The 23,532-nt window shown below is 68.1% G+C and carries 23 protein-coding genes and 1 tRNA gene; 15 read left to right on the forward strand and 9 right to left on the reverse strand.

Annotated features, from left to right (window positions below; genetic code table 11):
* Nucleotides 1–41 precede the first annotated feature (41 nt).
* From ACEL92_RS10960 to ACEL92_RS10975, 4 genes are all read left to right on the forward strand, one after another.
* Complete coding sequence (locus ACEL92_RS10960; protein WP_374025583.1) at nucleotides 42–617, forward strand: TetR/AcrR family transcriptional regulator; 576 nt, start codon at nucleotides 42–44, stop codon at nucleotides 615–617.
* Nucleotides 614–2,158: a glycerol-3-phosphate dehydrogenase/oxidase gene (locus ACEL92_RS10965; RefSeq protein ID WP_374025584.1), complete on the forward strand. Its 1,545-nt coding sequence runs from the start codon at nucleotides 614–616 to the stop codon at nucleotides 2,156–2,158. The genes ACEL92_RS10960 and ACEL92_RS10965 overlap by 4 nt, the downstream gene beginning before the upstream one ends.
* Before the next feature lie 61 nt (nucleotides 2,159–2,219).
* Nucleotides 2,220–3,830: an FAD-dependent monooxygenase gene (locus tag ACEL92_RS10970; RefSeq protein WP_374025585.1), complete on the forward strand. Its 1,611-nt coding sequence runs from the start codon at nucleotides 2,220–2,222 to the stop codon at nucleotides 3,828–3,830.
* Complete coding sequence (locus ACEL92_RS10975; protein WP_374025586.1) at nucleotides 3,827–4,570, forward strand: SGNH/GDSL hydrolase family protein; 744 nt, start codon at nucleotides 3,827–3,829, stop codon at nucleotides 4,568–4,570. Before ACEL92_RS10970 ends, ACEL92_RS10975 begins: the two co-directional genes overlap by 4 nt.
* 18 nt (nucleotides 4,571–4,588) lie before the next feature.
* Here ACEL92_RS10975 and ACEL92_RS10980 read toward each other — a convergent pair whose 3' ends face one another.
* The 7 genes from ACEL92_RS10980 to aceE form a co-directional block, all read right to left on the reverse strand.
* Entirely contained in the window at nucleotides 4,589–6,010 is a 1,422-nt protein-coding gene (locus ACEL92_RS10980) for an acyl-CoA carboxylase subunit beta (protein ID WP_374025587.1), read from the reverse strand.
* Between the two features lie 43 nt (nucleotides 6,011–6,053).
* Nucleotides 6,054–7,313: a 3-oxoacyl-ACP synthase KasB gene (kasB, locus tag ACEL92_RS10985; RefSeq protein WP_374025588.1), complete on the reverse strand. Its 1,260-nt coding sequence runs from the start codon at nucleotides 7,311–7,313 to the stop codon at nucleotides 6,054–6,056.
* 35 nt (nucleotides 7,314–7,348) lie between these two features.
* A complete protein-coding gene (kasA, locus tag ACEL92_RS10990) occupies nucleotides 7,349–8,599 on the reverse strand; it encodes a 3-oxoacyl-ACP synthase KasA (protein WP_374025589.1) in 1,251 nt (416 codons plus the stop codon).
* Entirely contained in the window at nucleotides 8,596–8,940 is a 345-nt protein-coding gene (acpM, locus tag ACEL92_RS10995; RefSeq protein ID WP_007170888.1) for a meromycolate extension acyl carrier protein AcpM, read from the reverse strand. The genes kasA and acpM overlap by 4 nt, the downstream gene beginning before the upstream one ends.
* 82 nt (nucleotides 8,941–9,022) lie before the next feature.
* On the reverse strand, nucleotides 9,023–9,931 hold the full coding sequence (locus ACEL92_RS11000; protein ID WP_374025590.1) for an ACP S-malonyltransferase: 909 nt from the start codon (nucleotides 9,929–9,931) through the stop codon (nucleotides 9,023–9,025).
* Between the two features lie 143 nt (nucleotides 9,932–10,074).
* Nucleotides 10,075–11,397, reverse strand: coding sequence for a PucR family transcriptional regulator (locus ACEL92_RS11005; protein WP_374025591.1), 1,323 nt, complete (start codon nucleotides 11,395–11,397; stop codon nucleotides 10,075–10,077).
* 208 nt (nucleotides 11,398–11,605) lie between these two features.
* The gene (gene aceE, locus ACEL92_RS11010; protein WP_374025592.1) at nucleotides 11,606–14,392 is read right to left on the reverse strand and encodes a pyruvate dehydrogenase (acetyl-transferring), homodimeric type; all 2,787 of its coding nucleotides are present in this window, start codon (nucleotides 14,390–14,392) and stop codon (nucleotides 11,606–11,608) included.
* 184 nt (nucleotides 14,393–14,576) lie between these two features.
* Between aceE and ACEL92_RS11015 the strand changes: the two genes are divergently transcribed.
* From ACEL92_RS11015 to ACEL92_RS11030, 4 genes are all read left to right on the forward strand, one after another.
* The gene (locus ACEL92_RS11015) at nucleotides 14,577–15,158 is read left to right on the forward strand and encodes a hypothetical protein (protein WP_374025593.1); all 582 of its coding nucleotides are present in this window, start codon (nucleotides 14,577–14,579) and stop codon (nucleotides 15,156–15,158) included.
* 80 nt (nucleotides 15,159–15,238) lie between these two features.
* Complete coding sequence (locus tag ACEL92_RS11020; protein ID WP_067269553.1) at nucleotides 15,239–15,661, forward strand: DUF3052 domain-containing protein; 423 nt, start codon at nucleotides 15,239–15,241, stop codon at nucleotides 15,659–15,661.
* Nucleotides 15,661–16,122, forward strand: a complete 462-nt coding sequence (locus ACEL92_RS11025; protein ID WP_374025594.1) for a peroxiredoxin — start codon at nucleotides 15,661–15,663, stop codon at nucleotides 16,120–16,122. The genes ACEL92_RS11020 and ACEL92_RS11025 overlap by 1 nt, the downstream gene beginning before the upstream one ends.
* 49 nt (nucleotides 16,123–16,171) lie before the next feature.
* Nucleotides 16,172–16,246, forward strand: a tRNA-Val gene (locus ACEL92_RS11030).
* A gap of 319 nt (nucleotides 16,247–16,565) precedes the next feature.
* Here ACEL92_RS11030 and ACEL92_RS11035 read toward each other — a convergent pair.
* Together ACEL92_RS11035 and ACEL92_RS11040 are read right to left on the reverse strand one after the other, a co-directional pair.
* The gene (locus tag ACEL92_RS11035; protein ID WP_374025595.1) at nucleotides 16,566–17,966 is read right to left on the reverse strand and encodes a tyrosine-type recombinase/integrase; all 1,401 of its coding nucleotides are present in this window, start codon (nucleotides 17,964–17,966) and stop codon (nucleotides 16,566–16,568) included.
* Nucleotides 17,963–18,643: a hypothetical protein gene (locus ACEL92_RS11040; protein WP_374025596.1), complete on the reverse strand. Its 681-nt coding sequence runs from the start codon at nucleotides 18,641–18,643 to the stop codon at nucleotides 17,963–17,965. The genes ACEL92_RS11035 and ACEL92_RS11040 overlap by 4 nt, the downstream gene beginning before the upstream one ends.
* Nucleotides 18,644–18,691: 48 nt before the next feature.
* Here ACEL92_RS11040 and ACEL92_RS11045 point away from each other — a divergent pair, with 48 nt between their 5' ends.
* The 7 genes from ACEL92_RS11045 (at nucleotide 18,692) to ACEL92_RS11075 (ending at nucleotide 23,447) form a co-directional block, all read left to right on the forward strand.
* Entirely contained in the window at nucleotides 18,692–18,913 is a 222-nt protein-coding gene (locus ACEL92_RS11045; protein WP_374025597.1) for a helix-turn-helix transcriptional regulator, read from the forward strand.
* A 4-nt stretch (nucleotides 18,914–18,917) separates the two neighbouring features.
* Complete coding sequence (locus tag ACEL92_RS11050; RefSeq protein ID WP_374025598.1) at nucleotides 18,918–19,220, forward strand: hypothetical protein; 303 nt, start codon at nucleotides 18,918–18,920, stop codon at nucleotides 19,218–19,220.
* Nucleotides 19,221–19,326: 106 nt separating this feature from the next.
* A complete protein-coding gene (locus ACEL92_RS11055; protein ID WP_374025599.1) occupies nucleotides 19,327–19,560 on the forward strand; it encodes a helix-turn-helix transcriptional regulator in 234 nt (77 codons plus the stop codon).
* Between the two features lie 122 nt (nucleotides 19,561–19,682).
* Nucleotides 19,683–21,551, forward strand: a complete 1,869-nt coding sequence (locus tag ACEL92_RS11060; RefSeq protein WP_374025600.1) for an AAA family ATPase — start codon at nucleotides 19,683–19,685, stop codon at nucleotides 21,549–21,551.
* Between the two features lie 594 nt (nucleotides 21,552–22,145).
* Nucleotides 22,146–22,586, forward strand: coding sequence for a hypothetical protein (locus ACEL92_RS11065; protein ID WP_374025601.1), 441 nt, complete (start codon nucleotides 22,146–22,148; stop codon nucleotides 22,584–22,586).
* Nucleotides 22,583–23,125, forward strand: coding sequence for a hypothetical protein (locus ACEL92_RS11070; RefSeq protein ID WP_374025602.1), 543 nt, complete (start codon nucleotides 22,583–22,585; stop codon nucleotides 23,123–23,125). Before ACEL92_RS11065 ends, ACEL92_RS11070 begins: the two co-directional genes overlap by 4 nt.
* On the forward strand, nucleotides 23,118–23,447 hold the full coding sequence (locus tag ACEL92_RS11075; RefSeq protein ID WP_374025603.1) for a hypothetical protein: 330 nt from the start codon (nucleotides 23,118–23,120) through the stop codon (nucleotides 23,445–23,447). Before ACEL92_RS11070 ends, ACEL92_RS11075 begins: the two co-directional genes overlap by 8 nt.
* Nucleotides 23,448–23,532: the final 85 nt, after the last annotated feature.

A 23,532-nucleotide genomic window follows, 5' to 3' on the forward strand; every position in this document is an offset into this window, starting at 1 on the left:
GAGCAGGCCCTCGGGTTGCGTCATGCGTTACAGTATTACACATGCTGTCAATCAGTAACGCACGCGTTCCGGCGGACACCGGGGAGCGCATCCTGGCGGCGGCGGCCAGTTGTGTGGTCGACTTCGGGGTGGACCGGGTGACCCTGGCCGAGATCGCGCGACGCGCCGGCGTCAGCAGGCCCACGGTGTACCGGCGCTGGCCGGACACGCCGTCGATCGTGGCGGCGCTGTTGACCCGCCACATCACCGAGATGATGCGGGACGCCCCGCTGCTCGGTGACGACCGCGAATCCCTTGTGCGGCAGATTGTTACGGTGGCCAACCTACTGCGCCGCGACCGGCTCGTCATGTCGGTGCTGCACTCCGAACTCGCGCCGATTTACATCACCGAGCGGCTGGGCACCAGCCAGCACATGCTGATCGACGCGCTGGCCGGCCGGCTGCGCGTGGCCCAGCGCAACGGCAGCGTGCGCGCCGGTGACCCCGTCCAGTTGGCCACGATGGTGTTGCTGATCGCGCAGTCGACCATCCAGTCGGCGCAGATCGTCGAACCGCTCCTCGACGCCGACACGTTGGCCGCCGAACTCGCCTACTCGCTGAACGGGTACCTGTCGTGATACCCGACCCCACCGCGCTGAACGCCGCCCGCCGCGAGGCCGACCTTGCAGCCCTGGCCGACGGCGAGCCGCTGGACGTCGTCGTGATCGGCGGCGGCATCACCGGCGCCGGCATCGCCCTGGACGCCGCGTCGCGGGGGCTGCGGGTGGCGCTGGTGGAGAAGCACGACCTGGCCTTCGGCACCAGCCGGTGGAGCTCGAAATTGGTGCACGGTGGGCTGCGCTACCTGGCGACCGGCAATGTCGGGATCGCCCACCGCAGCGCGCTCGAGCGCGAAATACTGATGAGCCGCAACGCCCCTCATTTGGTTCACGCCATGCCGCAAGTGGTCCCCCTGCTGCCGTCCATGAGCCGCGGCAAGCGCGCGCTAGTGCGCGCGGGTTTCCTGGCCGGCGACGCGCTGCGCAAGCTCGCGGGCACGCCGCCGTCGACGCTGCCGCGGTCGCGCCGGATCCCACCGGAGCGCGTCGTGCAGCTGGCGCCCACGGTGGAGCGCGCGGGACTGGACGGCGGCCTGCTGGCCTACGACGGGCAGCTGATCGACGACGCCCGCCTGGTCACCGCGGTCGCGCGCACCGCGGCGCAGCACGGCGCGCGGATCTTGACCTACGTGTCGGCGTCGAAGGCAACCGGCACCTCGGTGCGGCTGACCGACCAGCGCACGGGGCAGTCATTCGACGTGGCGGCCCGGGCGGTCATCAACGCGGCCGGGGTGTGGGCCGCGGAGATCGACGGCCTGTTGCGGTTGCGGCCCAGCCGCGGCACGCATCTGGTGTTCGACGCCCAAGCGTTCGGGAATCCGATTGCGGCCCTGACGATTCCGATTCCCGGTGAGCTCAACCGATTCGTGTTCGCCATGCCCGAGCAGCTGGGCCGGGTCTATCTGGGGCTGACCGACGAAGCCGCGCCCGGGCCGATCCCGGACGTGCCGGCGCCGTCGGCCGACGAGGTCACGTTCCTGCTCGACACGGTCAACACCGCGTTGGGGGTCACGCTCGGACCGGCCGACGTCATCGGCGCCTACGCGGGGCTGCGCCCGCTGATCGACGCCGGCGAGGGCCGCACCGCCGACGTCTCGCGCGAACACGCCGTCGTGGAGTCGGCATCCGGGATCATCAGCGTCATCGGCGGCAAGCTGACCGAATACCGCTACATGGCACAAGACGTGCTGGACCGTGCCGTCAGCCTGCGGCACCTGCGCGCCGCGAAGTGCCGGACCCACGACCTGCCGCTGATCGGGGCGCCCGCCAACCCTGGACCGCCGGGCTCCGGCCCGGTCGCCGGGTTGCCGCTGTCCCTGGTGCAGCGGTACGGCGCCGAGGCGGCCAAGGTCGTGGCCAGCGCCACGTGCAAGCGGCCGACCGACCCGGTCGCCGAGGGCATCGACGTCACGCGGGCGGAATTCGAGTACGCCGTCACCCATGAGGGCGCGCTGGACGTCTCCGACATCGTGGACCGGCGGACCCGCATCGGCCTGGTCGAAGCCGACCGCGAGCGGGCGATACCGGCGGCCGAGGAGTTCCTGGCGCGCCTGCGCTAGGGCGCGTCTGGGGGCGATTATGACTGTCAATATCTATTGATAGAGACTATCATTTTGTCGTATGACGACCACACAGGTTCCCGTCCTCATCGTCGGCGCCGGCGCCGCCGGCCTCGCCACGTCGGCGTTGCTGGCCAAACACGGGGTGCGCTCGCTGCTGGTCGAGAAGCGGCGCGAGGTCTTCATCTACCCGAAAGCCCGCAACCTGAGCTTCCGCAGCCTGGAGATCCTGCGTGGTCTCGGATTGGCCGACGAGGTCCACGCGATCGCCGACGGCGTTTCCGACATGCTGAGCAAGCCGACGCTCAACAGCGCCGAAGAGCGTCAGGCGATCGACGTCAACGCGATTTTCGCGCCGTTCGAGGATTTGAGCCCCGAGCCCGGCGGCCAGTACTGCCCGCAGAGCGCCTTCGAGCCGATCCTGCTCACCCACATCCGCCGGCGCGGCAGCCAGGTGCGCTACAACACGGAGTTTTGCTCGTTCGAACAGGACGCGAGCGGCGTCACCGCGGTTATTCGCGATCGCGAGTCGGGCGCGACCGAGACGGTGCGCGCCGACTATCTCGTCGCCGCCGACGGCGTGTACAGCCCGGTCCGCGACGCGCTTGGCGTGACCACCTCCGGCCACGGGGCATTGCCCATATATGTCGTGTTCGTCTACTTTCGCGCGCCCTGGCGAAAATTCGCTCCGGGCCTGGGCGACGGTGACGGCATCCAAGTCAGCAACCCGGATGTGGAGGGCATCTTTCTGTCGGTGCGCGAGGACTTGGGCATGTTCATCACCACGTACTTTCCCGCCCGCGGGCAAACCGCCGAACAGTTCACCGCCCAGCGGTGCCGCGAGATGCTGACCAAAGCGATCGGTGAGCCGATGGACGTGGAAGTCATCGACGTCGCACCCTGGCAGCCCTACGAGCGGGTGGCCGACCAATTCCAATGCGGCCGAGTGTTTCTCGTCGGTGACTCGGCCCACACCATGCCGCCGTTCAAGGGCGGCGGGGCCAACACCGCCATCCAGAGCGCGCATAACCTGGCCTGGAAACTGGCCGCCGTCGTGAACGGGACCGCCGGCGCGGCCCTGCTGTCCACCTACCATGCCGAGCGACACCCGGTCGGGCGCTTCAACGCGCGCCAGTCGCTTACCGGGCCGTCGCTAAGCTTTCTGCGGTTGGACGACGACCGGCCCCTATTACCGCCGGACGAGGAGGCGCCGATGTTCGCGTTGCTTATCGGTTACCAATACCGCTCGGGTGCAGTGGTTTCCGATGCTGCCGGGCCGGTAGATCCCGATGCCGTGTCGCTGATCGACGAATTGCGCGGGCAGCCCGGCACCCGCGTGCCGCACGCATGGGTTATCGACGGCGGAAAGCGGGTCTCCACGCTCGACCTGCTCGGGCCGGGCTTCACGCTGCTTACCGGTGACGACGACGCCGCATGGTCTGACGCCGTGGCCTGCGCATCGAAGGCCGCCCATGTCCCAATCACGTTGCGGCGCATCGGTACCGCGGTTGACCTGGACGGATCGTGGTCCGCCGACGCAGGGCTGGCGCCCGACGGGGCGTTGTTGGTGCGACCCGACGACTTCGTCGCCTGGCGCGCCGACGAGCTCCCGCGCTCGCCAGGTGACGAGCTCGGTCGGGTGCTGTGCCACATCCTCGGCCGCACGCCATGACCGACCCGCCGCCTTCCGAAACGGTGGCCTGCCTCGGGTCGAGCACCACAGCGTCCAGGGGCACCTACAAATGGATCGACGAGCTGGAAAAGCGGCCCCGCAACAACCGATTTCGCTTCGTCAACCTCGGCGTTGGCGGGGATTTGTCGGTCAACGCCGTCCGGCGCCTCGACCGGTTGATAGCGCGCCGGCCGGACCGGGTCATCGTGCTGATCGGGAGCAACGACATCATGGCGAGCGTCTTTCCCAACTTCCGGCGATTCGTTCGCACTTTCAAGGGGCTCCGCGAAGAACCTACACCGGCGCGGTTCGACGAGAACCTGGCCGTCATCGTGCGCCGGCTGCAACGGGAGACCGGCGCGAGGATCGCGCTGAGTTCCCTTGCCCCGGTTGGGGAAGCGCCCGGTTCAGGACATCCGGTTCAGGCGCGGCTCAACGACCTGTTCGGCACTTACAACGGCATCATCCGCGAAGCTGCGGTGCGGGAGTCCACGGACTACATTCCGTTCTACGAAGCGTTCCAGGAGCGCCTCACCCGGGCGGCGGCGACCAAGCCGTTCACCCGTTTCTCCTTCGCGTCGCTCTACCGCGACTACCTGTGGCGGGAAATGGTGCTGCGCCAAAGCTTTGACGAGATCGCGCGGCGCAACGGCTGGCGATTCCACATCGACGGCATTCATCTCAACACCGACGGCGGGAGCATCCTCACCGAGGCAGTTCAGCAGTTCCTCGACTGCTGAGCCCCAACGACACGCGACCTACAGCGGGATGTTCTTGTGCCGACCGCGGCGCGCCGGCGCCTGCGCCAGCGCCTCGGTGAGCTTGCTGCGGGTGTGTGCGGGGTCGATCTTCTCGTCGACCACGCCGATCTCGATGGCGCTGTCCACCCCACCGGCGATCTTCTCGTGCTCGGCGGCGAGCTGGTCGTGCAGCGCCTCGCGCTCGTGATCGGCCGCGGCGGCCAGCTTCTTCTTGTGCAGGATGCCGACGGCGGCCTTGGCGCCCATCACCGCGACCTCGGCGTCCGGCCAGGCGTACACCTTGGTCGCGTTCAGCGAGCGGGAGTTCATCGCAATGTAGGCCCCGCCGTAGGTCTTTCGGGTGACCAGCGTGACCCGCGGAACGGTGCACTCGCCGAACGCATGCAGCAGCTTCGCGCCGCGGCGCACCACGCCGCCCCACTCCTGGTCGACACCGGGCAGGTAGCCCGGCACATCGACGATCACCACGAGCGGGATGCCGAACGCGTCGCACAGGCGCACGAAACGTGCCGCCTTCTCGGCGCTTTCGGAGTTCAGGCAGCCGCCCAGGCGCAGCGGGTTGTTCGCCAGGACGCCCACCGTGCGGCCGGACAGTCGGCCCAGGCCGATCACCATCGACGGCGCCCAGTTGGCCTGGAACTCGTCGAACGGGGTTTCGGCGTCCAGGATCGCGGTCACGATCGGACGCACGTCGTAGGCGCGCCGCGCCGATTCCGGCAGCAGGGCGTGGATGTCGGTGTCACCGGCCTCGGCCTTGGTGCGGTCGAAATGCCCTTGCTGGCAGAACAATCCGACCAGGCGACGGCCGCGCTCGTAGGCGTCGAGCTCGTCGTCGGCGACGATGTGGCACACGCCGGACTTCTTGTGGTGGGTCTCGGGGCCGCCGAGGGACGCCATGTCGACGTCCTCGCCGGTCACGCTACGCACCACGTCGGGACCGGTGACGAACACCCGGCTTTCCGGGGCCATCACGATGACGTCGGTCAAGGCCGGCCCGTAGGCGGCGCCGCCGGCGGCGAAACCGACGACCACCGAGATCTGCGGGATGTAGCCGGACGCCCGGATCATGGCCTCGAAGACCGTCCCCACGGCGTGCAACGCCTTCACGCCCTCGGCCAATCGCGCACCGCCGGAGTGCCAGATCCCGACGATCGGGCTCTGCTCCCCGATGGCGGTGTCGTAGGCGTTGACGATGTGCGCACAGCCCTCGATACCCATGGCGCCGCCCATCACGGTGCCGTCGGTGCAGAAGGCGATGGTGCGCACACCGTTCACGGTGCCCGACGCGGAAAGCACACCGGAGCGGTCACGCTCGTGCAGCAGCTCGATGCTGCCCTCGTCGAAGAAGTTGCTCAGACGCAGCAACGGATCCCTGGGGTCGAGCGATTCGCCGACCGACGCGGGGGCCATGATTGTCATCGCAGGTCTCCTGTTCTCGGGTGTGCTCTCTGGTGAGAGCGGTTCAGTACCGCCCGAAGGCGATCGCTACGTTGTGGCCGCCGAAACCGAACGAGTTGTTGATCGCGTACTCGTACTTGCCCGGCCGCGGCTTGCCCGACACCACGTCCAAGTCGACTTCTGGATCGAGGTTTTCGAGGTTCAGCGTCGGTGGAATCACCTGGTCCCGCAGCGCGAGGACGGTCAGGATCGACTCGACCGCGCCCACCGCGCCCACCGAGTGGCCCAAGGCCGCCTTCGGCGCGTAGACGGCCGCGTTGCCGCCGTGGGGACCTAGCGCGTTGTTGATCGCCTTGCTCTCCGCCACGTCGCCCACTGACGTGCCGGTGGCGTGCGCGTTCACGTGGTGGATGTCGCCCGGGGTGAGGCCGGCCAGCTGGATCGCCCGGCTCATCGCATGCCCGGCCCGCAACCCGTTGGGGTCCGGCGCGACCATGTGGTAGCCGTCCGAGGTGATGGCGGCCCCCATGATGCGGGCCAGGATGTTGGCCCCGCGAGCCTTGGCGTGCTCCTCGGTCTCGATCACCATGAGCGCGCCCGCCTCGCCGAACACGAAGCCGGTGCGGTCCCGGTCGAACGGGCGGCAGGCACCCACCGGGTCGTCGTTCTTCGTCGACATGACGATGCGCATCTGGGCGAACGCCGCGATCGGCACCGCCTCGATCTTGGTCTCGACACCACCGCAGATGGCGATGTCGGCCTCACCGAAGACGATGTTGCGCCACGCCTGGGCCACACCCTCGGAACCGGACGCGCACGCCGACACCGGCGTGATCACGCCGGCCTTGGCGTGCCGTTCCAGGCCCACCGCCGCCGCGGCGCCGTTTGGCATGTACTTCTGAACACCGAGCGGAGAAACGGCCTTCATGCCACGGGCGCGCATGTCGTCGTAGCTGAAGACCATTTCCTCCGACGAACCCAGGCCGGTGCCGATGGACACCATCAACCGGTCGGAGTCGACCTCGGGCGAGCCGGCGTTCTCCCAGACCCGCCGGCTCAAGATGGTCGACATCCGTTGCAGGTAACCCGTGCGCCGCAGCTCGACACGGGTCATCTGGCTGTCGAATTCCTCTAACAGGTGCCCACCGATCTTCACCGGCAGGTCGAACTCCTCGACGAATGGGTCCTCGAGTCTGCGGATACCACTTTGGCCGTCTTGCAACAGTTTCCAGGTGTTCTCGGCGTCAGTGGCCAGTGCGGTCGTCATGGCGATGCCGGTGACGACCACATTCGGGAGCGTTTTCCCGGTAACCAGCTCAGTCATAGGTCTTGCGAACGTTCCTTCCGTACTTATCCTGCTCAGTACCGCCCGAAGGCAAGCGCCACGTTGTGGCCACCGAATCCGAACGAGTTGTTGATTGCGTAACGGAAATCGCCGTAGCGAGGTTCGCCCGCGACAACATCGAGGTCGATCTCGGGATCAGGGGTTTCGTAGTTCAACGTCGGCGGTATCACGCCGTCCCGAAGGCTCAATACCGTGAGAACAGATTCCAGCGCGCCTACCGCGCCAATGGAGTGGCCAAGAGCGGACTTCGGTGCGTACACCGCCGCCTGCTCGCAGCCCGCGACCCGGATGGCGTTGGCCTCGGCCGTGTCGCCGATCGGTGTCGCCGTGCCGTGCGCGTTGACGTGGTCGATGTCCTTGGGGGACAAGCCAGCCAACTCGAGCGACCGTTGCATCGCCCGCCCGGCGCGCACGCCGTCCGCGGCCGGCGCCACCATGTGGAACGCGTCCGAGGTGATGCCCGCACCCATCAACCGGGCCAGCGGCTTGGCGCCGCGAGCCTTGGCGTGCTCCTCGGTCTCGATGATCATCAGGGCCCCCGCCTCGCCGAACACGAAGCCGTCACGGTCCTTGTCGAACGGCCGCGAGGCGCGTTCGGGCTCATCGTTGCGAGTGGACATGGCCCGCATCATCGAGAACGCCGCGATGGGCAGCGCCTCGATGGGACCCTCGACACCGCCGCAGACGGCGAAGTCGGCGTCACCCATTGCGATCTGGCGCCACGCGTGCGCGATCGCCTCCGAGCCCGACGAGCATGCCGACACCGGGGTGATGACCCCGGCGCGAGCGCCCAGCTGCAGACCCACCACCGCCGCGGCGCCGTTGGGCATGATCATCTGGACGGCGAGCGGCGACACCTTGCGGGGACCGCCCTCGTTCATCAGGTCGTAGCTCTCGACGATCCGCTCGGCGCCACCGAGCCCGGTGCCGACCACGACCGAGAACCGGTCGGGGTCGACCTCCGGGCTGCCGGCGGACTCCCACAGCTGAGTGCTGAGCAGCTTGGCCAACCGCTGGACGTAAGACATACGCCGCAGGTCGAGCCGGCTCATGTGCTCGTCGATGGGCTCCTTGAGGTGCCCGCCGATCTTGACGGGCAGGTCCCACTTGGTGACGAACTCGTCCTCGAGCACGTGGATGCCGCTTTCGCCGGCCAACAAACCCTTCCACGTGCTCTCGATGTCCGGCGCGATCGACGTCGTCGCCGTGACGGCGGTTACCACAACGCTGGGGTAACCGCCATTAGCAGTGGAAGGCTTGCTCACTTGTCCGCTTCCATCCTCGCCTTGACGTTGGCGACGGCGTCGGGGTTCTCCGTCTCCAGCTTGGCGCGCAGGGCCTCGGCAGCCTCGGGGTTCTCTTCCTCGAGCTTCTGGATGTAGGAGACGACGTCACCGACGGTGCGCAGACCGGCGAGGTCCTCGTCCGGGATCTTCACGCCGTACTTGTCCTCGGTCTGAACCGCGATCTCAACCATCGACAGCGAGTCGATGTCCAGGTCGTCGACGAACGACTTCTCCGGGGTGACCTCGGACGGCTCGATACCGGTGACCTCTTCGATGATCTCCGCGATACCGGCGATGATTTCTTCCTGGCTGACGGCCACAGCGTCTTCCCTTCGTGATGTGTTGTGTTAGTCGAACAGAGCGTTCTATAGAGCGTTATGTGGTTGTACTGGATGCGGCTTTCTACAGGTCAGCCAGTGCGTCCAGGTCTGCGGGTGCCTTGACGGCGCGGGTGGTAACCCCCCGAAGTTCGCGTTTGGCAATGCCGGTCAGAGTGCCCGCAGGGGGGAACTCCACCGCCGCCGTGATCTCCCGGTCACGCATGGTCGCCGTGCACAGGTCCCAGCGCACCGGCTGGGTGAGCTGGGCGACCAGCGCCTCCATCGCCGCCGCCGCGGAGGCGACGGGTTGGCCGTCGCGGTTCGACAGCAGCGTGGCGGTGGGCTCGGCGGTCGCGACCGCGGCCGCCGCGGCGGCGTAGCGGTCGAGGGCCGGAGCCATGTACTTGGTGTGGAACGCCCCGGCCACGCCGAGGGCGCGCACCCGGGCCTTGGCCGGCGGGTCCTCGGCCAGCTTCTCCAGCGCCGTCAGCGGGCCGGCGGCGACGATCTGGCCCGCGGCGTTGCGGTTGGCGGGAAACAGGTCGAGCTGCTCGAGCCGGGCCAGCACCTCGGCCTCGTCACCGCCGAGCACCGCGGACATGCCGGTCGGCTCGACGGCGCACGCCTTGGCCATCTCGGCGCCACGGGTGGCGGCCAGGGCGACGGCGTCATCGGCGGCCATCACACCGGCGATCGCGTAGGCCGCGATCTCGCCGACGGAGTGGCCGGCGACGATAAGGTCCTTGTCGGCCAGCAGGCCACGCTTGGTGAGTTCCTGGTGGGCCAGCAGGGTGGCGGCGACGACCAGGGGCTGAGTGACCGCGGTGTCGGTGATCTCTTCGGTCGACGCGGTGGTACCCAGCCGGACCAGGTCGAGGCCGCTGGCCTTCGACCACAGGTCGAGCTGGTCCGCGGCGCCCGGAAGGTCGAGCCACGGCGAGAGCATCCCCTCGGTCTGCGAACCCTGTCCGGGCGCAAGCAATGCAATCACGTGTTTAAGAGAACACTGTGGAAACGGTTTTGGCGGGTGTAACAGATTATGAACCTGGTCTTAGGTTTTTGTGTACTCCCCACAAAACCGCTCCGTAAGCTACGTGTTCGATACCGTCCCTTGATCTGTTGCCTGGGTCACTATCACTCGGATTGACCCACGATAGCCGCCCTGACCGGCAGCGGAACAGGAGGCATGGGATTGGTGCGGACGCTCGCGCTCGGAGTGGGGTAGTTGAGCTGGCCCACCGTCGCCGCCACCCGCAGCACGTAGGCGTCGCGGGGCTGAGTGGGATCGCGTCCGGTGAAGTCGGTGATCCGCTTGAGCCGGTAGCGCACCGTATTTGGATGAACGAACAACTTTCTGGCACAAGCCTCAATCGCGCCGCCACAATCTAAGTAAGCGTCAAGAGTCTCGATGAGCGTCGGTCCCGCGTCGGCCAGCGGCCCCATCACGTCGGTGTGCAGCGCGACGATCGCCGACGCGTCGCCCATCAGGGCGCGTTCCGGCAGGAGTTCCCGGGCCTGAACGGGCCTCGGCGCGCCCCGCCAGCCGCCGACGGCGTTCATTCCGGAAATCGCCTCGCTGGCGCTGTGATAGGCGGCCGTCAGCATCGGCGCCGTGGGCCCGATGACCACCGGGCCGTCGGAGAAGGCCTGCAGCAGGTCGCCGAGGAATTTGTCGGTTGGCGACAGTTGGCCGGACACGATAGCGACCAGCCAGGTGCCGTGGACGTCGGTGAGGGCGGCGCGGCCGTGCTGGGCGGCGATGTCGCGGACGTGCTGACTGGCCCGCTGGTCGTCGCCCGGCCCGGTCGAACCGTTCCGCCCGGGCGCGGGGACCCCCACCACGACGGTCGCCGGGGCCGTGGTGTCCCAGTTCAGCGCCGCGGCCCGGGACAGCAGCTCGGGGCCGGTGTCGCCGCGGACCACGGCGTCGACGACGCTGGCCTCCATCCGGCTGTCCCACGAGCCGCGCGCCTCGGCGGCGTTGGCGTAGGCCGAGGCGGCGGTGAACGCTAGGTCGCGGCTGTACTTGAGGACGCCCACCGTCAGGGCGGTCAGCTGCTCCTCGGAGCGGGCGACCAGCGGCAGCACCTCCTCGAAAAACTCCATGGTGACGCGCACCATGTCAACGCTGTTCCGCAGCGCGATCCGCCGGGCCAAATCCTGGGGCACCAGCTCGAAGGCCTGGGCGGTGTAGCTAACGTTGCTGTGCGGGTCCTGCATCCACTCGACGAAGTTGTTGATGGCCGTCTGCACCACGAGCGCCACGCTGGCCCGCTGCGAGGCTTCCAGGTCGGCGAAGAAGGGCAACCGGTCCTGCATGACCGAGACCGCCTCGGTGGCCAGGCGACCGGAGTGCTGCTTCAGCCGGCGCAGCACGGAGTCGGGCACCGTGTTGAGCATCTCCAGCGGCGACCGGGGCTGCTTGGCGAACGGGCCGGCGAACGGGTTGTCATTCACCCCTAAAACCTACGCCACATTTTGGAAGTATCCGCCAAAGAGGTGGGCGTTTTGCGGCGTCCCTGGCCTTTGAGGTGCGGCGCGAGCGTGAAGCCGGCTTCACGCTGGGGGCTGCGAGGGTCGAGTGTGCGGCTGGCCGCACACCGGCCCGGGAAGCGGGGGAGGGGGCGCGGCGGTGGCCCGGCAAGCCGGGCAGGCTCGCGGGCGCTCAGGCCACCCCGGGGTCGGACGTCTGCTCGGGCGCGGCCGCGACGTCGTCGATCTTGTACTCGCGGGCCGCCGCGACGGGCACCGACGGGTCGATCTCACCGTCGCGCGCCAACGCCTCCAGCACCGCCACCACCTGCGACTCGGCGTCGGTGTTGAAGTAGCGCCGCGCGGCGGGCCGGGTGTCGGAGAAGCCGAAGCCGTCGGTGCCCAGCGTGACGAACGTGTTGGGCACCCACGGCCGGATCTGCTCGGGCACGGCGCGCATCCAGTCGGACACGGCGATCACCGGCCCGCTGGCGTTCGACAGGGCCTGGGTCACATAAGCGGTTCCGGCGGGCCGGTCCGGGTGGCGCAGCTTCGCCTTCTCGATGGACAGGCCGTCGCGGTTCAGTTCGCCCCAGCTGGTCACCGACCATACGTCGGCGGCGACGTCCCACTCGGCCAGCATCTCGGCCGCCTGCAGCGCCGACGGCATCGCCACCCCCGAGGCCAGGATGTGCGCCGTGTTGGCGCGCTGCTCGGTGGCCGCGCGGTAGCGGTAGATACCGCGCAGCACGCCCTCGGGATCGAAGTTCTCCGGCTCCGGCGGCTGCACGTACGGCTCGTTGTAGACCGTCATGTAGAAGTACACGTCCTCGGGGTTCTCCCCGAACATCCGCGCCAGCCCGCTCTCCACGATGTAGGCGATCTCGTAAGCGAACGCCGGATCGTAGGCGACCACTGCGGGATTCGTGCTGGCCAGCAGCAGCGAGTGGCCGTCGGCGTGCTGCAGTCCCTCGCCGGTCAGCGTGGTGCGCCCCGCGGTGGCCCCGAGCAGGAAGCCGCGGGCCATCTGGTCGGCGGCGGCCCACAGCCCGTCTCCGGTGCGCTGGAAACCGAACATCGAATAGAAGATGTAGATCGGGATCATCGGCTCGTTGTGCGTCGCGTACGAGGTGCCGGCCGCGATGAACGAGCCCACCGACCCGGCCTCGTTGATGCCCTCGTGCAGGATCTGCCCGACTTCGCTTTCCTTGTACGCCAGCATCAGCTCCGCGTCGACGGCGGTGTAGAGCTGGCCGAGCCGGTTGTAGATCTTCAGCGACGGGAACCACGAGTCCATCCCGAACGTGCGCGCCTCGTCGGGAATGATCGGCACAATGCGTGGCCCAACTTCCTTGTCCCGCAACACTTCCTTGAAGGTGCGCACGGTCGCCATCGTGGTGGCGACCTCCTGGGTGCCCGATCCCTTCTTCAGCGGTGCGTAGATCTCTCGGCCGGGCAGCTTGAGCGCCTTGGCCTTGGTGCGGCGCTCGGGCAAAAAGCCGCCGAGGGTGCGCCGGCGGTCGAGCATGTAGCGGATCTCCGGGGCGTCCGCCCCGGGGTGGTAGTAGGGCGGCAGGTACGGATTCTCGTCCAGCTGGGCGTCGCTGATCGGGATCCGCATGGAATCCCGGAAGTGCTTAAGGTCTTCCAGCGCAAGCTTTTTCATCTGGTGGGTGGCGTTGCGGCCCTGGAAGTGTGCGCCCAGCGAGTAGCCCTTGATGGTCTTGGCCAGGATCACCGTCGGCTGGCCCTTGTGGTCGAGGGCGGCCCGGTAGGCGGCGTACACCTTGCGGTAGTCGTGACCGCCGCGCTTGAGGTTCCAGATCTCGGCGTCGGTCATGTTCTCGACCAGCGCCTTGGTGCGCGGGTCGCGGCCGAAGAAGTGGTCGCGCACGTAGGCGCCGTCGTTGGCCTTGTACGTCTGGTAGTCGCCGTCGGGGGTGGTGTTCATCAGGTTGACCAACGCGCCGTCGCGATCGGCGTGCAGCAGGGCGTCCCACTCGCGGCCCCAGACCACTTTGATGACGTTCCAGCCGGCGCCGCGGAAGAACGACTCCAACTCCTGGATGATCTTGCCGTTGCCGCGCACCGGGCCGTCGAGGCGCTGCAGGTTGCAGTTGATCACGAACGTCAGGTTGTCCAGGCCCTCCAGCGCGCCGACGTGCGCCAGCCCGCGGCTCTCCGGCTCGTCCATCTCGCCGTCGCCCAGGAAGCACCACACGTGCTGGTCCGAGGTGTCCTTGATGCCGCGGTCGTGCAGGTAGTGGTTGAACCGCGCCTGGTAGATGGCGTTGAGCGGGCCCAGGCCCATCGACACGGTGGGGAACTCCCAGAAGTCGGGCATCAGCCGGGGGTGCGGGTAGGACGGCAGCCCGCCGGCGGCGTGGCTGTGTTCCTGGCGGAAGCCGTCGAGCCGGTCCTCGCTGAGCCGGCCTTCGAGGAAGGCGCGCGCATAGATCCCGGGCGACGCGTGGCCCTGGATGAAAACCTGGTCGCCGCCTCCGGGATGCGATTTGCCGCGGAAGAAGTGGTTGAAGCCGACCTCGTACAGCGCCGCCGACGACGCGTAGGTCGAAATGTGGCCGCCGACTCCGACTCCCGGGCGCTGCGCGCGGTGCACCATGATCGCGGCGTTCCAGCGGATCCAGGCCCGGAAGCGCCGCTCCACGTCCTCGTCGCCGGGGAACCACGGCTCCAGTTCGGTCGGGATCGTGTTGACGTAATCGGTTGACGTGAGCGATGGAATGGCGACGCGCTGCTCGCCGGCCCGTTCCAGCAGCCGCAGCATCAAATACCGGGCCCGCGCCGGCCCGGAACGCTCCAGCAACTCGTCGAAGGACTCCAGCCACTCCGAGGTCTCTTCGGGGTCGATGTCGGGCAGGTACGACGCCACGCCTTCGCGGATCACCCGAACGCGGTCGGGTTCGCTTGCGCTGCTAGGGGTTTTGGCCAGATCGTGGCGCGCGAACTCGGTTGTCAACGCACTCTCCTGTAGTTGGCGGGGCTTGTGCCCTCGGGGTGCCGTGCACCGTATCCCTCTATCGTGCCGCACCGGCGTTTCGCGGGGCCAGCCGACATCGGGAAGCTCACGCGGGTTCACCCGGAGGACACGAACCCATGCGTAGCGGAACGATCGGAGAGGTCACCCGGTAACGTCATGAGCCGTGCTCAGTGGATGGCGTGCCGTCCTTGCGGGGGGTTCCCCCAGGCGAGGCGCTCTGGCGCTCGGTTGTATCGCGGCGACGCTGATGGGGATCGTGGGGTGTACCACCGTCACCAACGGCACCGCCACCCCCGACACTCAGGTCGCCCCGGCGTATCGGCAGTCGGTGTCCGCGTCGGTGTCCGCGTCGTCGGCGACCTCGCGCGTCCGCGAGTCCCAGCGCCAGCAGTCGCTGACCACGCGGGCGGTGCGCACCTCCTGCGACAACCTGGCGACCACCAGTAAGGATGCGATCGACAAGGTGAACATCTTCGTCGGCGCGTTCAACGCAGGCCGCAACACCGGCCCCACGGAGGGCCCGGCCATCGACGCGCTGAACAACAGTGCCGACACGGTCGGCAACAGCTTCAACGATGCGCTGTCCCAGCAGCTGAAGGACGCGTTCAACACGTATATCGACGCGGCTCGCGGGGTGGCCAACGCGATCGGCACCCACGCCGCGACGGGGGAGTTCAACCGGCGTGTGGACCGGCTCAACGACGCCAAGACGAAGGCGCTGAAACTGTGCCTGGCATCCTTCTGAGGCGCGGGTATCGACGCGGTTGCGGCTGTGCGACGATAATCCCCATCGCACGGCGCGGGACGGCATAAGGAGGCTCCACGGTGGTCGCGGCGGATCACGCCCCGAGCTACGCTCGCAAACTGGGCATCCAACGAGACCAAGTTGTCCAGGAATGGGGCTGGGACGAGGACACCGACGACGAAATCCGGGCCGACGTCGAGGAAGCGTGTGGCGCTGAGCTGCTCGACGAGGACACCGACGAGGTGGTCGACGTCGTGCTGTTGTGGTGGCGTGACGGTGATGGCGACCTGGTGGACACCCTGATGGACGCGATCGGGCCGCTGGCCGAGGACGGCGTGATCTGGGTGCTGACGCCCAAGACCGGCAAGCCCGGCCACGTCCTGCCGGCCGAAATCGCCGAGGCGGCCCCGACCGCCGGGCTGATGCCGACGTCGTCGGTCAACCTGGGCGACTGGAGCGCCAGCCGACTGGTGCAGCCGAAGTCCCGAACCGGGAAGCGTTGATGCTGCCCGTTGGCGCCACCGCCCCGGATTTCACACTGCGCGACCAGAACCAGCAGCGGGTCACCCTGAGTTCCTACCGCGGCGCCAAGAACGTGCTGCTGGTGTTCTTCCCGCTGGCCTTCACCGGCATCTGCCAGGGCGAGCTGGACCAGCTGCGCGACCACCTGCCCGACTACGAGAACGACAACAGCGCGACGCTGGCCATCTCGGTGGGACCACCGCCCACGCACCGGATCTGGTCGCTGGAAAGCGGGTTCACCTTCCCGGTGTTGTCGGATTTCTGGCCACACGGCGAGGTCAGCCAGGCCTACGGCGTGTTCAACGACGAGGCCGGATATCCCAATCGGGGCACCTTCGTCGTCGACAAGGCCGGCATCATCCGGTTCGCGGAGATGAAACAGCCCGGTGAATCCCGCAACCAGCGGTTGTGGACCGAAGCCTTGGCGGCTTTGCGGGACTGAAAATTTTGGGTACTTGGGCCTGGTGCGTGTAGCCTGCCCGGCGGGCATGGGGCGCGTAGCTCAGTGGTAGAGCTCTGGTTTTACACACCAGCGGTCGGCGGTTCGATACCGTCCGCGCCCACCATCGAAACCCCAGCTCAACGAGATAATGGCGGTTGCCGCACCGGCTGGACACACTGGCGTTCCAGCGCCAAGTTGCCAAGAGGTTGCCTTAGCTCGGTGCTGGCCCGCCAGACGGTTCCACCCAGCCGCATGGTGGGCGCTCAAGGCTGGGGAACTGGAGCGTCCGGTATGCTGGAACCAATCGAGCAACACGGGTTCGAATCCCGTCGGCTCCACGCATGGGGCCGTAGTTCAGCGGTAGAACACTCGACTGATCGGAAGATGAAGGGCGGCTATATCTAAGCCGCCCTTCATCCAATTCAACTGGATCTCCGAATGGCTTAGCCGAACAGCGCCGCCCCGGCCGCGTGTAGCTCGGCGGCCTTGACGTGGGTATAGATGCGCAACGCGACCTCGGGGCTGTGGCCGTGCCAGGCGGCGACCACATGGGGCGCGACGCCACGGTCAAACATCAGGCTGACGCTGGTGTGCCGCAGTTCGTGCAGAGTGATAGGCCGCAGCCCAGCGCGCTCGCGCAACCGCTGGAACGTGTCCGAATACCATTCCGGCCGAACGGATGTGCCGTCCTCGCGCACAGCCGCCAGCCGCTCATCTGACCACTTGACACCGAGGGCCATCGCCTCGCGCTTCTGTGCTGTCTTGAGCGCCCGCAGCGCGGTAACGACGTCGGCCGGTAGGGGCAGATTGCGGCGGCTGCGCTTCGACTTCGGGTCGCCCTCGCTGACCTCGCCGCCGACGGCGACCCGACCGCGCCGGACCGACAAGAGGCCGGTGTCGAGATTGATTGCGCTCCACCGCAGCCCAACCACCTCACTTCGACGCAGGCCGTAGCACGAAAGCAGCCAGCAGGCATAGAGCCTGTCACCGGCCACCGCCGCGCGGAACGTCTCGGCCTCGGCCAGCGACCACGCGCGCTCGGCGTCGCTGTCGTCGTCGTCCTGGCCGTCGGCGGCGTCGGCGTCGCGGTCCTTCGGACGGTCCACTAGCGCAACGACATTGCGCGCGAGCACGCCCTGGTCAACGTAGCTTTGCACGACCATGCCGAGCGTGGTCAGGGTGGACCGGACCGTTTGCGGGGCTAAGCCGCGCTTGGCGGCGGGTACTAGCTCGGCGGCTGGCGCGTAGACACCGCGTCGCAGGCGGGTGATCCGGCCAGCGCGCAGCAATGCTGACAGGGCCGTGTGGACGTCGCCGGGCAGCGCCGCGCACAGCTCGGCGGCGGCGATTCCTTCGGGGTGCTCGGCCACCAGCGCGACCACCCGGCCGGCCAGGCTGTCGGCGCGGTAGTGGCGGTGATCGGTGCGGGCCTCGGTGAGCATCCACGACACCAGGCCGTCCACGTCGGATTTGGTGAGCGCCTGCAACTTGCGGCTGCCGAGGTGGCGGACGACAGGGCGCAGGTCCATGTCGTAGCCGTAAATCGTCACGCGCCGGATGCCGCGCCGACCGGCCAGCCACGCCTCGCACGCGTCGGCGACCGTGATGGCGGTCGGGCGGTTGTAGGTGCCCGCCGCAACCTCGGAGCTGATGCGGCGCAGCTCGCGCTGTGCCTCTTTTTTGGTGCGATAGGTGAACTTGCGCCGGTCCCGCTTGCCGTCCGACCGGGCACCGACGTCGACCTGAAACCAATAGGTCACGGTGCCGTTGCGCGCCGTGTGCGTGTTGATCGGCTCAGCCCGGCGCGTGCGCTTGGCGGACTGCGTTGTGTCGTCGGTGGTCATCGGTCGCTCTCCTGATCGGTGCGGGGCTTGCGGGGCTGGCGGAGTTCGTCGGAGTCGAGCAGACCGGCCTGCTTGCACCGACGTACCCACACCTTCACGGTCTCGTCGGACACTTCACGGCCAAGGGCATTTGCGGCACGCTCGGCGACGTAGGGGTAGACCGAGTGGCCTTGCCAGCGTGCCTCTCGCGCCCACGCCGCCACCTGCGCCAGGAACTCCGGCGATAGCGGTGGTCGACCAGTTCGGCGTGCGCGTGGCTTCGGCGGTGTCGCGCCCGGCGGTGCGTGCCGGGCCATCGCGTCGACAACGCCGTCGGTGAACCGGAACTCCTCGATCCAGTCGTGGCCTTCGCTGGTGCCCGTCGCCGCGTCGATGCGCTGGCGCAGCGCGCGGGCGACGTCGGCGGTGTCAGCGGTGTCATACATCGCCGCCGTGCGCGCCAGCCGATCCGTGTTGATGCGGCGCAAGCTGTCGGCCGTGATCGGCACAGCTTCGGGCGAGGTCACCCGTAGGTCGGTAATGACCGGGCCGTCAGCGGTGTCGCGCCAGGCGATTTCGTAGGAGTGCGCGTGCCCATGACAGGTGATCGTGACCGGGCGCTCGCCGTCGGCGCGCACCTCGACCCCGACCACCTCGCCCGCTCGGCGCGGTGAATAACCCGGTTTGGACCCGCTCATAGTTTCCTACCGTAGACGATGCGTTACTACGGGGCAATACTCCGAAGAATGGAAACAACCACAGTCACCAAGGCCACGCCCACCCTGGACGAATTGCGCAGTGGGCCACCGACTATCAGCGTCGAGCAAGCCGCGCGCTACCTCGGTGTCAGTCGCGCCTACGGCTACCAGATGGCGCGCGACGGCCAACTGCCCACAATCAAGCTGGGTGAGCGTCGGGTGCGGGTGCCCGCGCTGGCGCTCCTCAAGATGCTTGGCGGCTCCGAGTGAGCCGATGACCACCACCGAGACCACCGGCGGCCAGCGCCACCACGAAGCCGATCCGCTGGCCGCCGGTGCCGGCGGTCCGTCCACTCGCCGATTCGCTCTGATCTGTCATGACCCCGAAGGCCGAGGCGTCGCGGCGACCTACTGGCCGACCCGCGAAGACGCGCGCCAGGCCGAGGCCGAATTGACCCCGTGCGGTCCGCGCTGCGGCGGAGTGCACACCGTCGTCAGGTTGGACGCGCCGCTGCGCCACCCGATCGCGCTCGGTTTGCCGCGCAATCTGCCGGTCGCGAGATCGGCGAATCGCTAACGGTGGCAATGCCTCTCAAGGTCGGTGTTTTCGATCCGCGTCAGCAGGTGCGTGCACCCCGCTTTGCAAGAGTTGCCCACAGCCGCAAGCACACCGGGAGGACGTCATGACCGCCACCGACACCGCCGACGGCGATCGTTTCGTGAGCCTGCGCGCAGCGGGTGAGCGAGTCGGCTTGTCCTATTGGTCAATCCGCGGCCGGGTGCGCGACGGCCTGTTGCCCGCCTACCGAACCAGCCCGACGTCAGCACTGCGGGTCAAGGTCAGCGACGTCGATGCGCTGCTGACGCGCGTGGAACCCAAAGACGTCGCGGCAGCCGACGACGAGGAGCCGCCTTGACGTCGGGATTTGCACTGGCCCAAGCGAACTGACCTGAGAGACGGCGATGCCGCCCGGTTTCTTGGCCTGACCGAGCGGCATCTCCACCACCAAACCACCAGCTACCACCGCAAGGAAAGCAAGTGACTCACAAAGAGAATACCGCCAAGGTCGGCAATCGCGCCGGGTCGGCCGGTACCAACGGCCACAACGGGCATCATGTCGACGCCGGCGATCAGGCGGACATGAACGGGCGGCAGCCGGGCGACGAGGGGCACAACCCGTTCGACACGCGGGCGGCCAACGCGAAGCGCGCCGAGCAGCGGGCGTATGGTTCCGCCGCAGCTGCGACCCTGGTGGGCGGGCTGTACGTCGCCGAGCACGGCAAGGCCAAGCTGACCGACGCCGGTTATGCGGCCGTGGCCGCGCTGGAAGGGATCTCGGCGGACGACGCCAGGGCGGCCAAGCTGATTGACCGCATTCCCTCCGAGGCCGACGTGGTGCGGTGGTACCGAGAACGCGGCGAGCGCACATGGGAGTTGCCGACGAAAGCCAGCGTCGACCGGGCCGGGCTCAAGGCCGCCACCAGGGGGCTCGACGCCACGCGCAAAATCGCGGTGACGACGATCGACGCTCGGGCCGCCGAGGGCGTGTCATGGGCGCAGCGCGCCATCGCGAAAGCCGCCGCTGACAACCTGGACATGGCGGTGAAGGCCAAGGTTTACTCGTTCACCCTGACCAACCTCCACGCCTACGGCGCAGCGGTCGCCGATCTGGTCGCGCTGCCGGCGATGACCCCTGAGACGCGCCTGGCGTCGCTACGGCTGCTTAGGCAGTGGGCGGCGGAGGAGAACCTGCGCGCCCAAGACGAAGCGCGCAAGCGCCTGGCGGTCGCCGAGGTCGCCGAGGTCACGCTGCCGCCCGTCGTCAGCCTGGACGAGCTGCTGGCCGACGACGACGAACCGGTGCGGATGCGCATAGAGCAGGTGTGGCCGTCGGGCGGTGGCAAGGGGTCGTGCGCGGCGATGGCCGGGGCGGGCAAAACCACACTCAACGGCAACCTGCTGCGCTCGTTGGTCGACGGAGATCCGTTTCTCGGCGCGTTTGAGGTGCACGAGACGATCAGCCGAATCATGGTGATCGACCTAGAGATGACCCCGAGCATGATGCGGCGCTGGTTGCGCCGCCAAGGCGTGCGCAACACGGCTGCGGTGGTCGATGTGGTCAACCTGCGCAGCAAGGCCCACCTGTTCGACATAAGTAAGGACAAGCTACGCGACATGTGGATGCGCCGAATACGCGATAACGGCATCGAGTGGGTGACGTTCGACTGCCTCAAGCCGGTGCTCGACGTGATGGGTCTCAACGAGAACAACGAGATGGGTAAGTTCCTGACCCCGTTCGACGCCATGCTGGGCGAGGCTGGCGTGTCCGACGTGCTGGTGTACCACCACACCGGCCACCAGAACGAGCGTCCGCGCGGCGATTCGATGCTGCTGGGCTGGACCGACGTCAACCTCAAGCTGGTGAAGCCCGAGCCGGGTGCTGACGCTGACCGCTACTTTGCCGCCGACAAGGTGCGTGACGCCGACACCCCCGCACCCGAGGGGCTGCTGTCGTTCGATAAGGCCACCGGACGTCTGACCTACGCCGGGGGCGACCGCAGCGCCACTGCCGCCAGCGCCGCCGTGGAGAAGCGGCTGAACGAGGTGCTGAACGTGCTGGCCGATCACCGCGTCAAACACCCTGGCGACGACGACAAGGGCATGACCCAGACCGAGATTCGCAACGCGGTCAAGGGCAAGAATGAGACCACCGACGAGGCGCTGGCGCTCGCGGCGTCCAAGGATCGCAACCTGGTGGTGCTCAAGCGCCAGGGCCGCGCTAATCGGTACTGGATCAAACCGGCGGCGATGGACCCGCTGCACATAGACGACGAGAGCACCGACAGCGACATCGAGACCGGCGGCCAGCCGGTCGCCGGGCCGCCCGGTGCGCCCACTGACGGCTGATCAGGGGCGGATACGCTGCCGAACCGGAAACCACCCCCGACCTGGGCGTTCTACCTGCCCCCCTTTGAGGGGCAGATAGGCCCTGAATTTATCCGCCCCCGCCAAGGGGCGGCTAGGGGCGGATAGTCGTGAAAACAGCCCTCTGCCTGCGGTTTCTATCCGCCGCTGTAAAGGGGCATATAGGGGCACATCACCCAAACCTATCTGCCCCTCCCCTTAATAGAGGGGCGGATAGGGCGGATAGGGGACGAAAAGGTTAATGAGCGGTGTCGGACGGGCAGTGTCACGGTCGGGTGTTGGGGCGGTGTCTGCGAGCTGTGTCACCGACGCACAGCCCACACGACGCCCGACGCCCGACGCCCGAGCGATAGAAGGCTGTGGAGGCCGCGCAGGCGGTGACCAAAACGCCCAAACCGCCGCCGGCACAACCATATTGCCGACACTGCTAGGCATTGTCCGGCGGTCGGTACCGCCCTAACTCCGCCGCGCGCCGGCGCGCCTGATCGGCGGTGCACGGTCTGGGAACAGACTGGGAACATGGCGCGAGACAGACCCCTCCACAGCAGCCGCGAGAGGGCGGCGAAGGCGACGACCATGCGTGCCCGCGAACACACCTGGGACGAAATTGCGGCGGCGCTGGGTTTCAGGTCGCGCGGTGCCGCCAGGACCGCTGTGAAGCGTTACCTGGACCGCACCGCACCCGAGACCCCCGAGGAGGCCCGCCGGTTCCTGTTGGAAGATGCCCGCTACGACGCTCGGGTGCTGCGCGAGGGTCAAGAGGCAGCGGCCACGCGCGGCGATGACGAGACCGTGCTGGCGTACACCAAGGCCCGCACCGCGAACCGTGACCAGCGCGCGAAACTGAGCGGTGCCTTCGCGCCGACCAACGTCAACGTGTCGGTGGACACCGCGCCCTCGGCGGTCGGAGCCGAATGGTTGCGCCAGGTCGCAGCCCGCGCCGCTGCGGTGAGCGGCGGCCAGCCCGCCGCGCTCGCGTCGGCGGCCGAGGTCATCGACGCGGAGGTCATCCCGTGACCACGCCACCCCGTCCGGTGCCCGACGTCGTTGCCGCCGAGGCGGTGGCGGTGCTGATGACCGAGGTTTCCGAGGGCCGCCTGACCGCTGCCACGATGGCCGACCGTGCGGTGCAACGCTGCCGCGACGTATTCGGCCAGTGCGACGGTCCCACCGATCCGTTGTGGCCGGTCCACGTCGACCTCTGCCGTGCGGTCCTCGGTCACGGGGGACTGCCGGCAAGCGAACTCGCCCAGTGGCTCGCTGTCGCCCGTAGCCGTGAAAATTCCGGCCCAGCAGTGGATTACCCGCGCGGCTCCGTTTCGTCGCTCTCCGGCCGACACAGCCCTGATTCCGGCGGTGCTGACGCTGACGGCGATGCCGAGCCGAAACCTGTTGTGCCAGAAGCGGACACAGTGGACGCAGTGGACGCAGTGGACGCAGTGGACGACGACGACCTCGCCGACGTTCCGCGCGAGGTTCTGGTCGAGGCCGAGGCCGCGGCGCTGGCTGTCATCGAGCGATACCGCCGCCAACGAGAGGGCGAGGCCGATGACTGATAACCGACGACGCTCGTTGCTCGCCCGCATCCGCGACAAGCTGGCCGCATCCGAGCCCGTGCCTGCCACTAGGCCGGTCACCGAGGCCGTGCGCGCCGGCGATCCTGTCGCCGAGCCCGAGCCGCGCCGGACACACTTGTTCGGCTCGCAATACCGCGTGCGTATGTCTTTCGAGGAGCTGATGGCTGCGCGCGGCTACGCCGGGCCGGCGGCGCTGTTCCGCAACCGGCTGACGCCGGCCACCGACGCCGAGCGGCAGAGCGACGCCGCTCTTAGGCGCGGCGGCTACACGCCGGGGGAGGTGTTGTGGCCGACCGATTGACCCTCGCCGCAGCCGTCACCTGGCAACACCTCGGCAACCTCACGCCCCATCCAGCTGCGGCAAGTGTTTGCCAGAGAATCTATTT

It is taken from the genome of Mycobacterium hainanense, from assembly GCF_041890355.1.
Lineage (GTDB): Bacteria > Actinomycetota > Actinomycetes > Mycobacteriales > Mycobacteriaceae > Mycobacterium > Mycobacterium hainanense.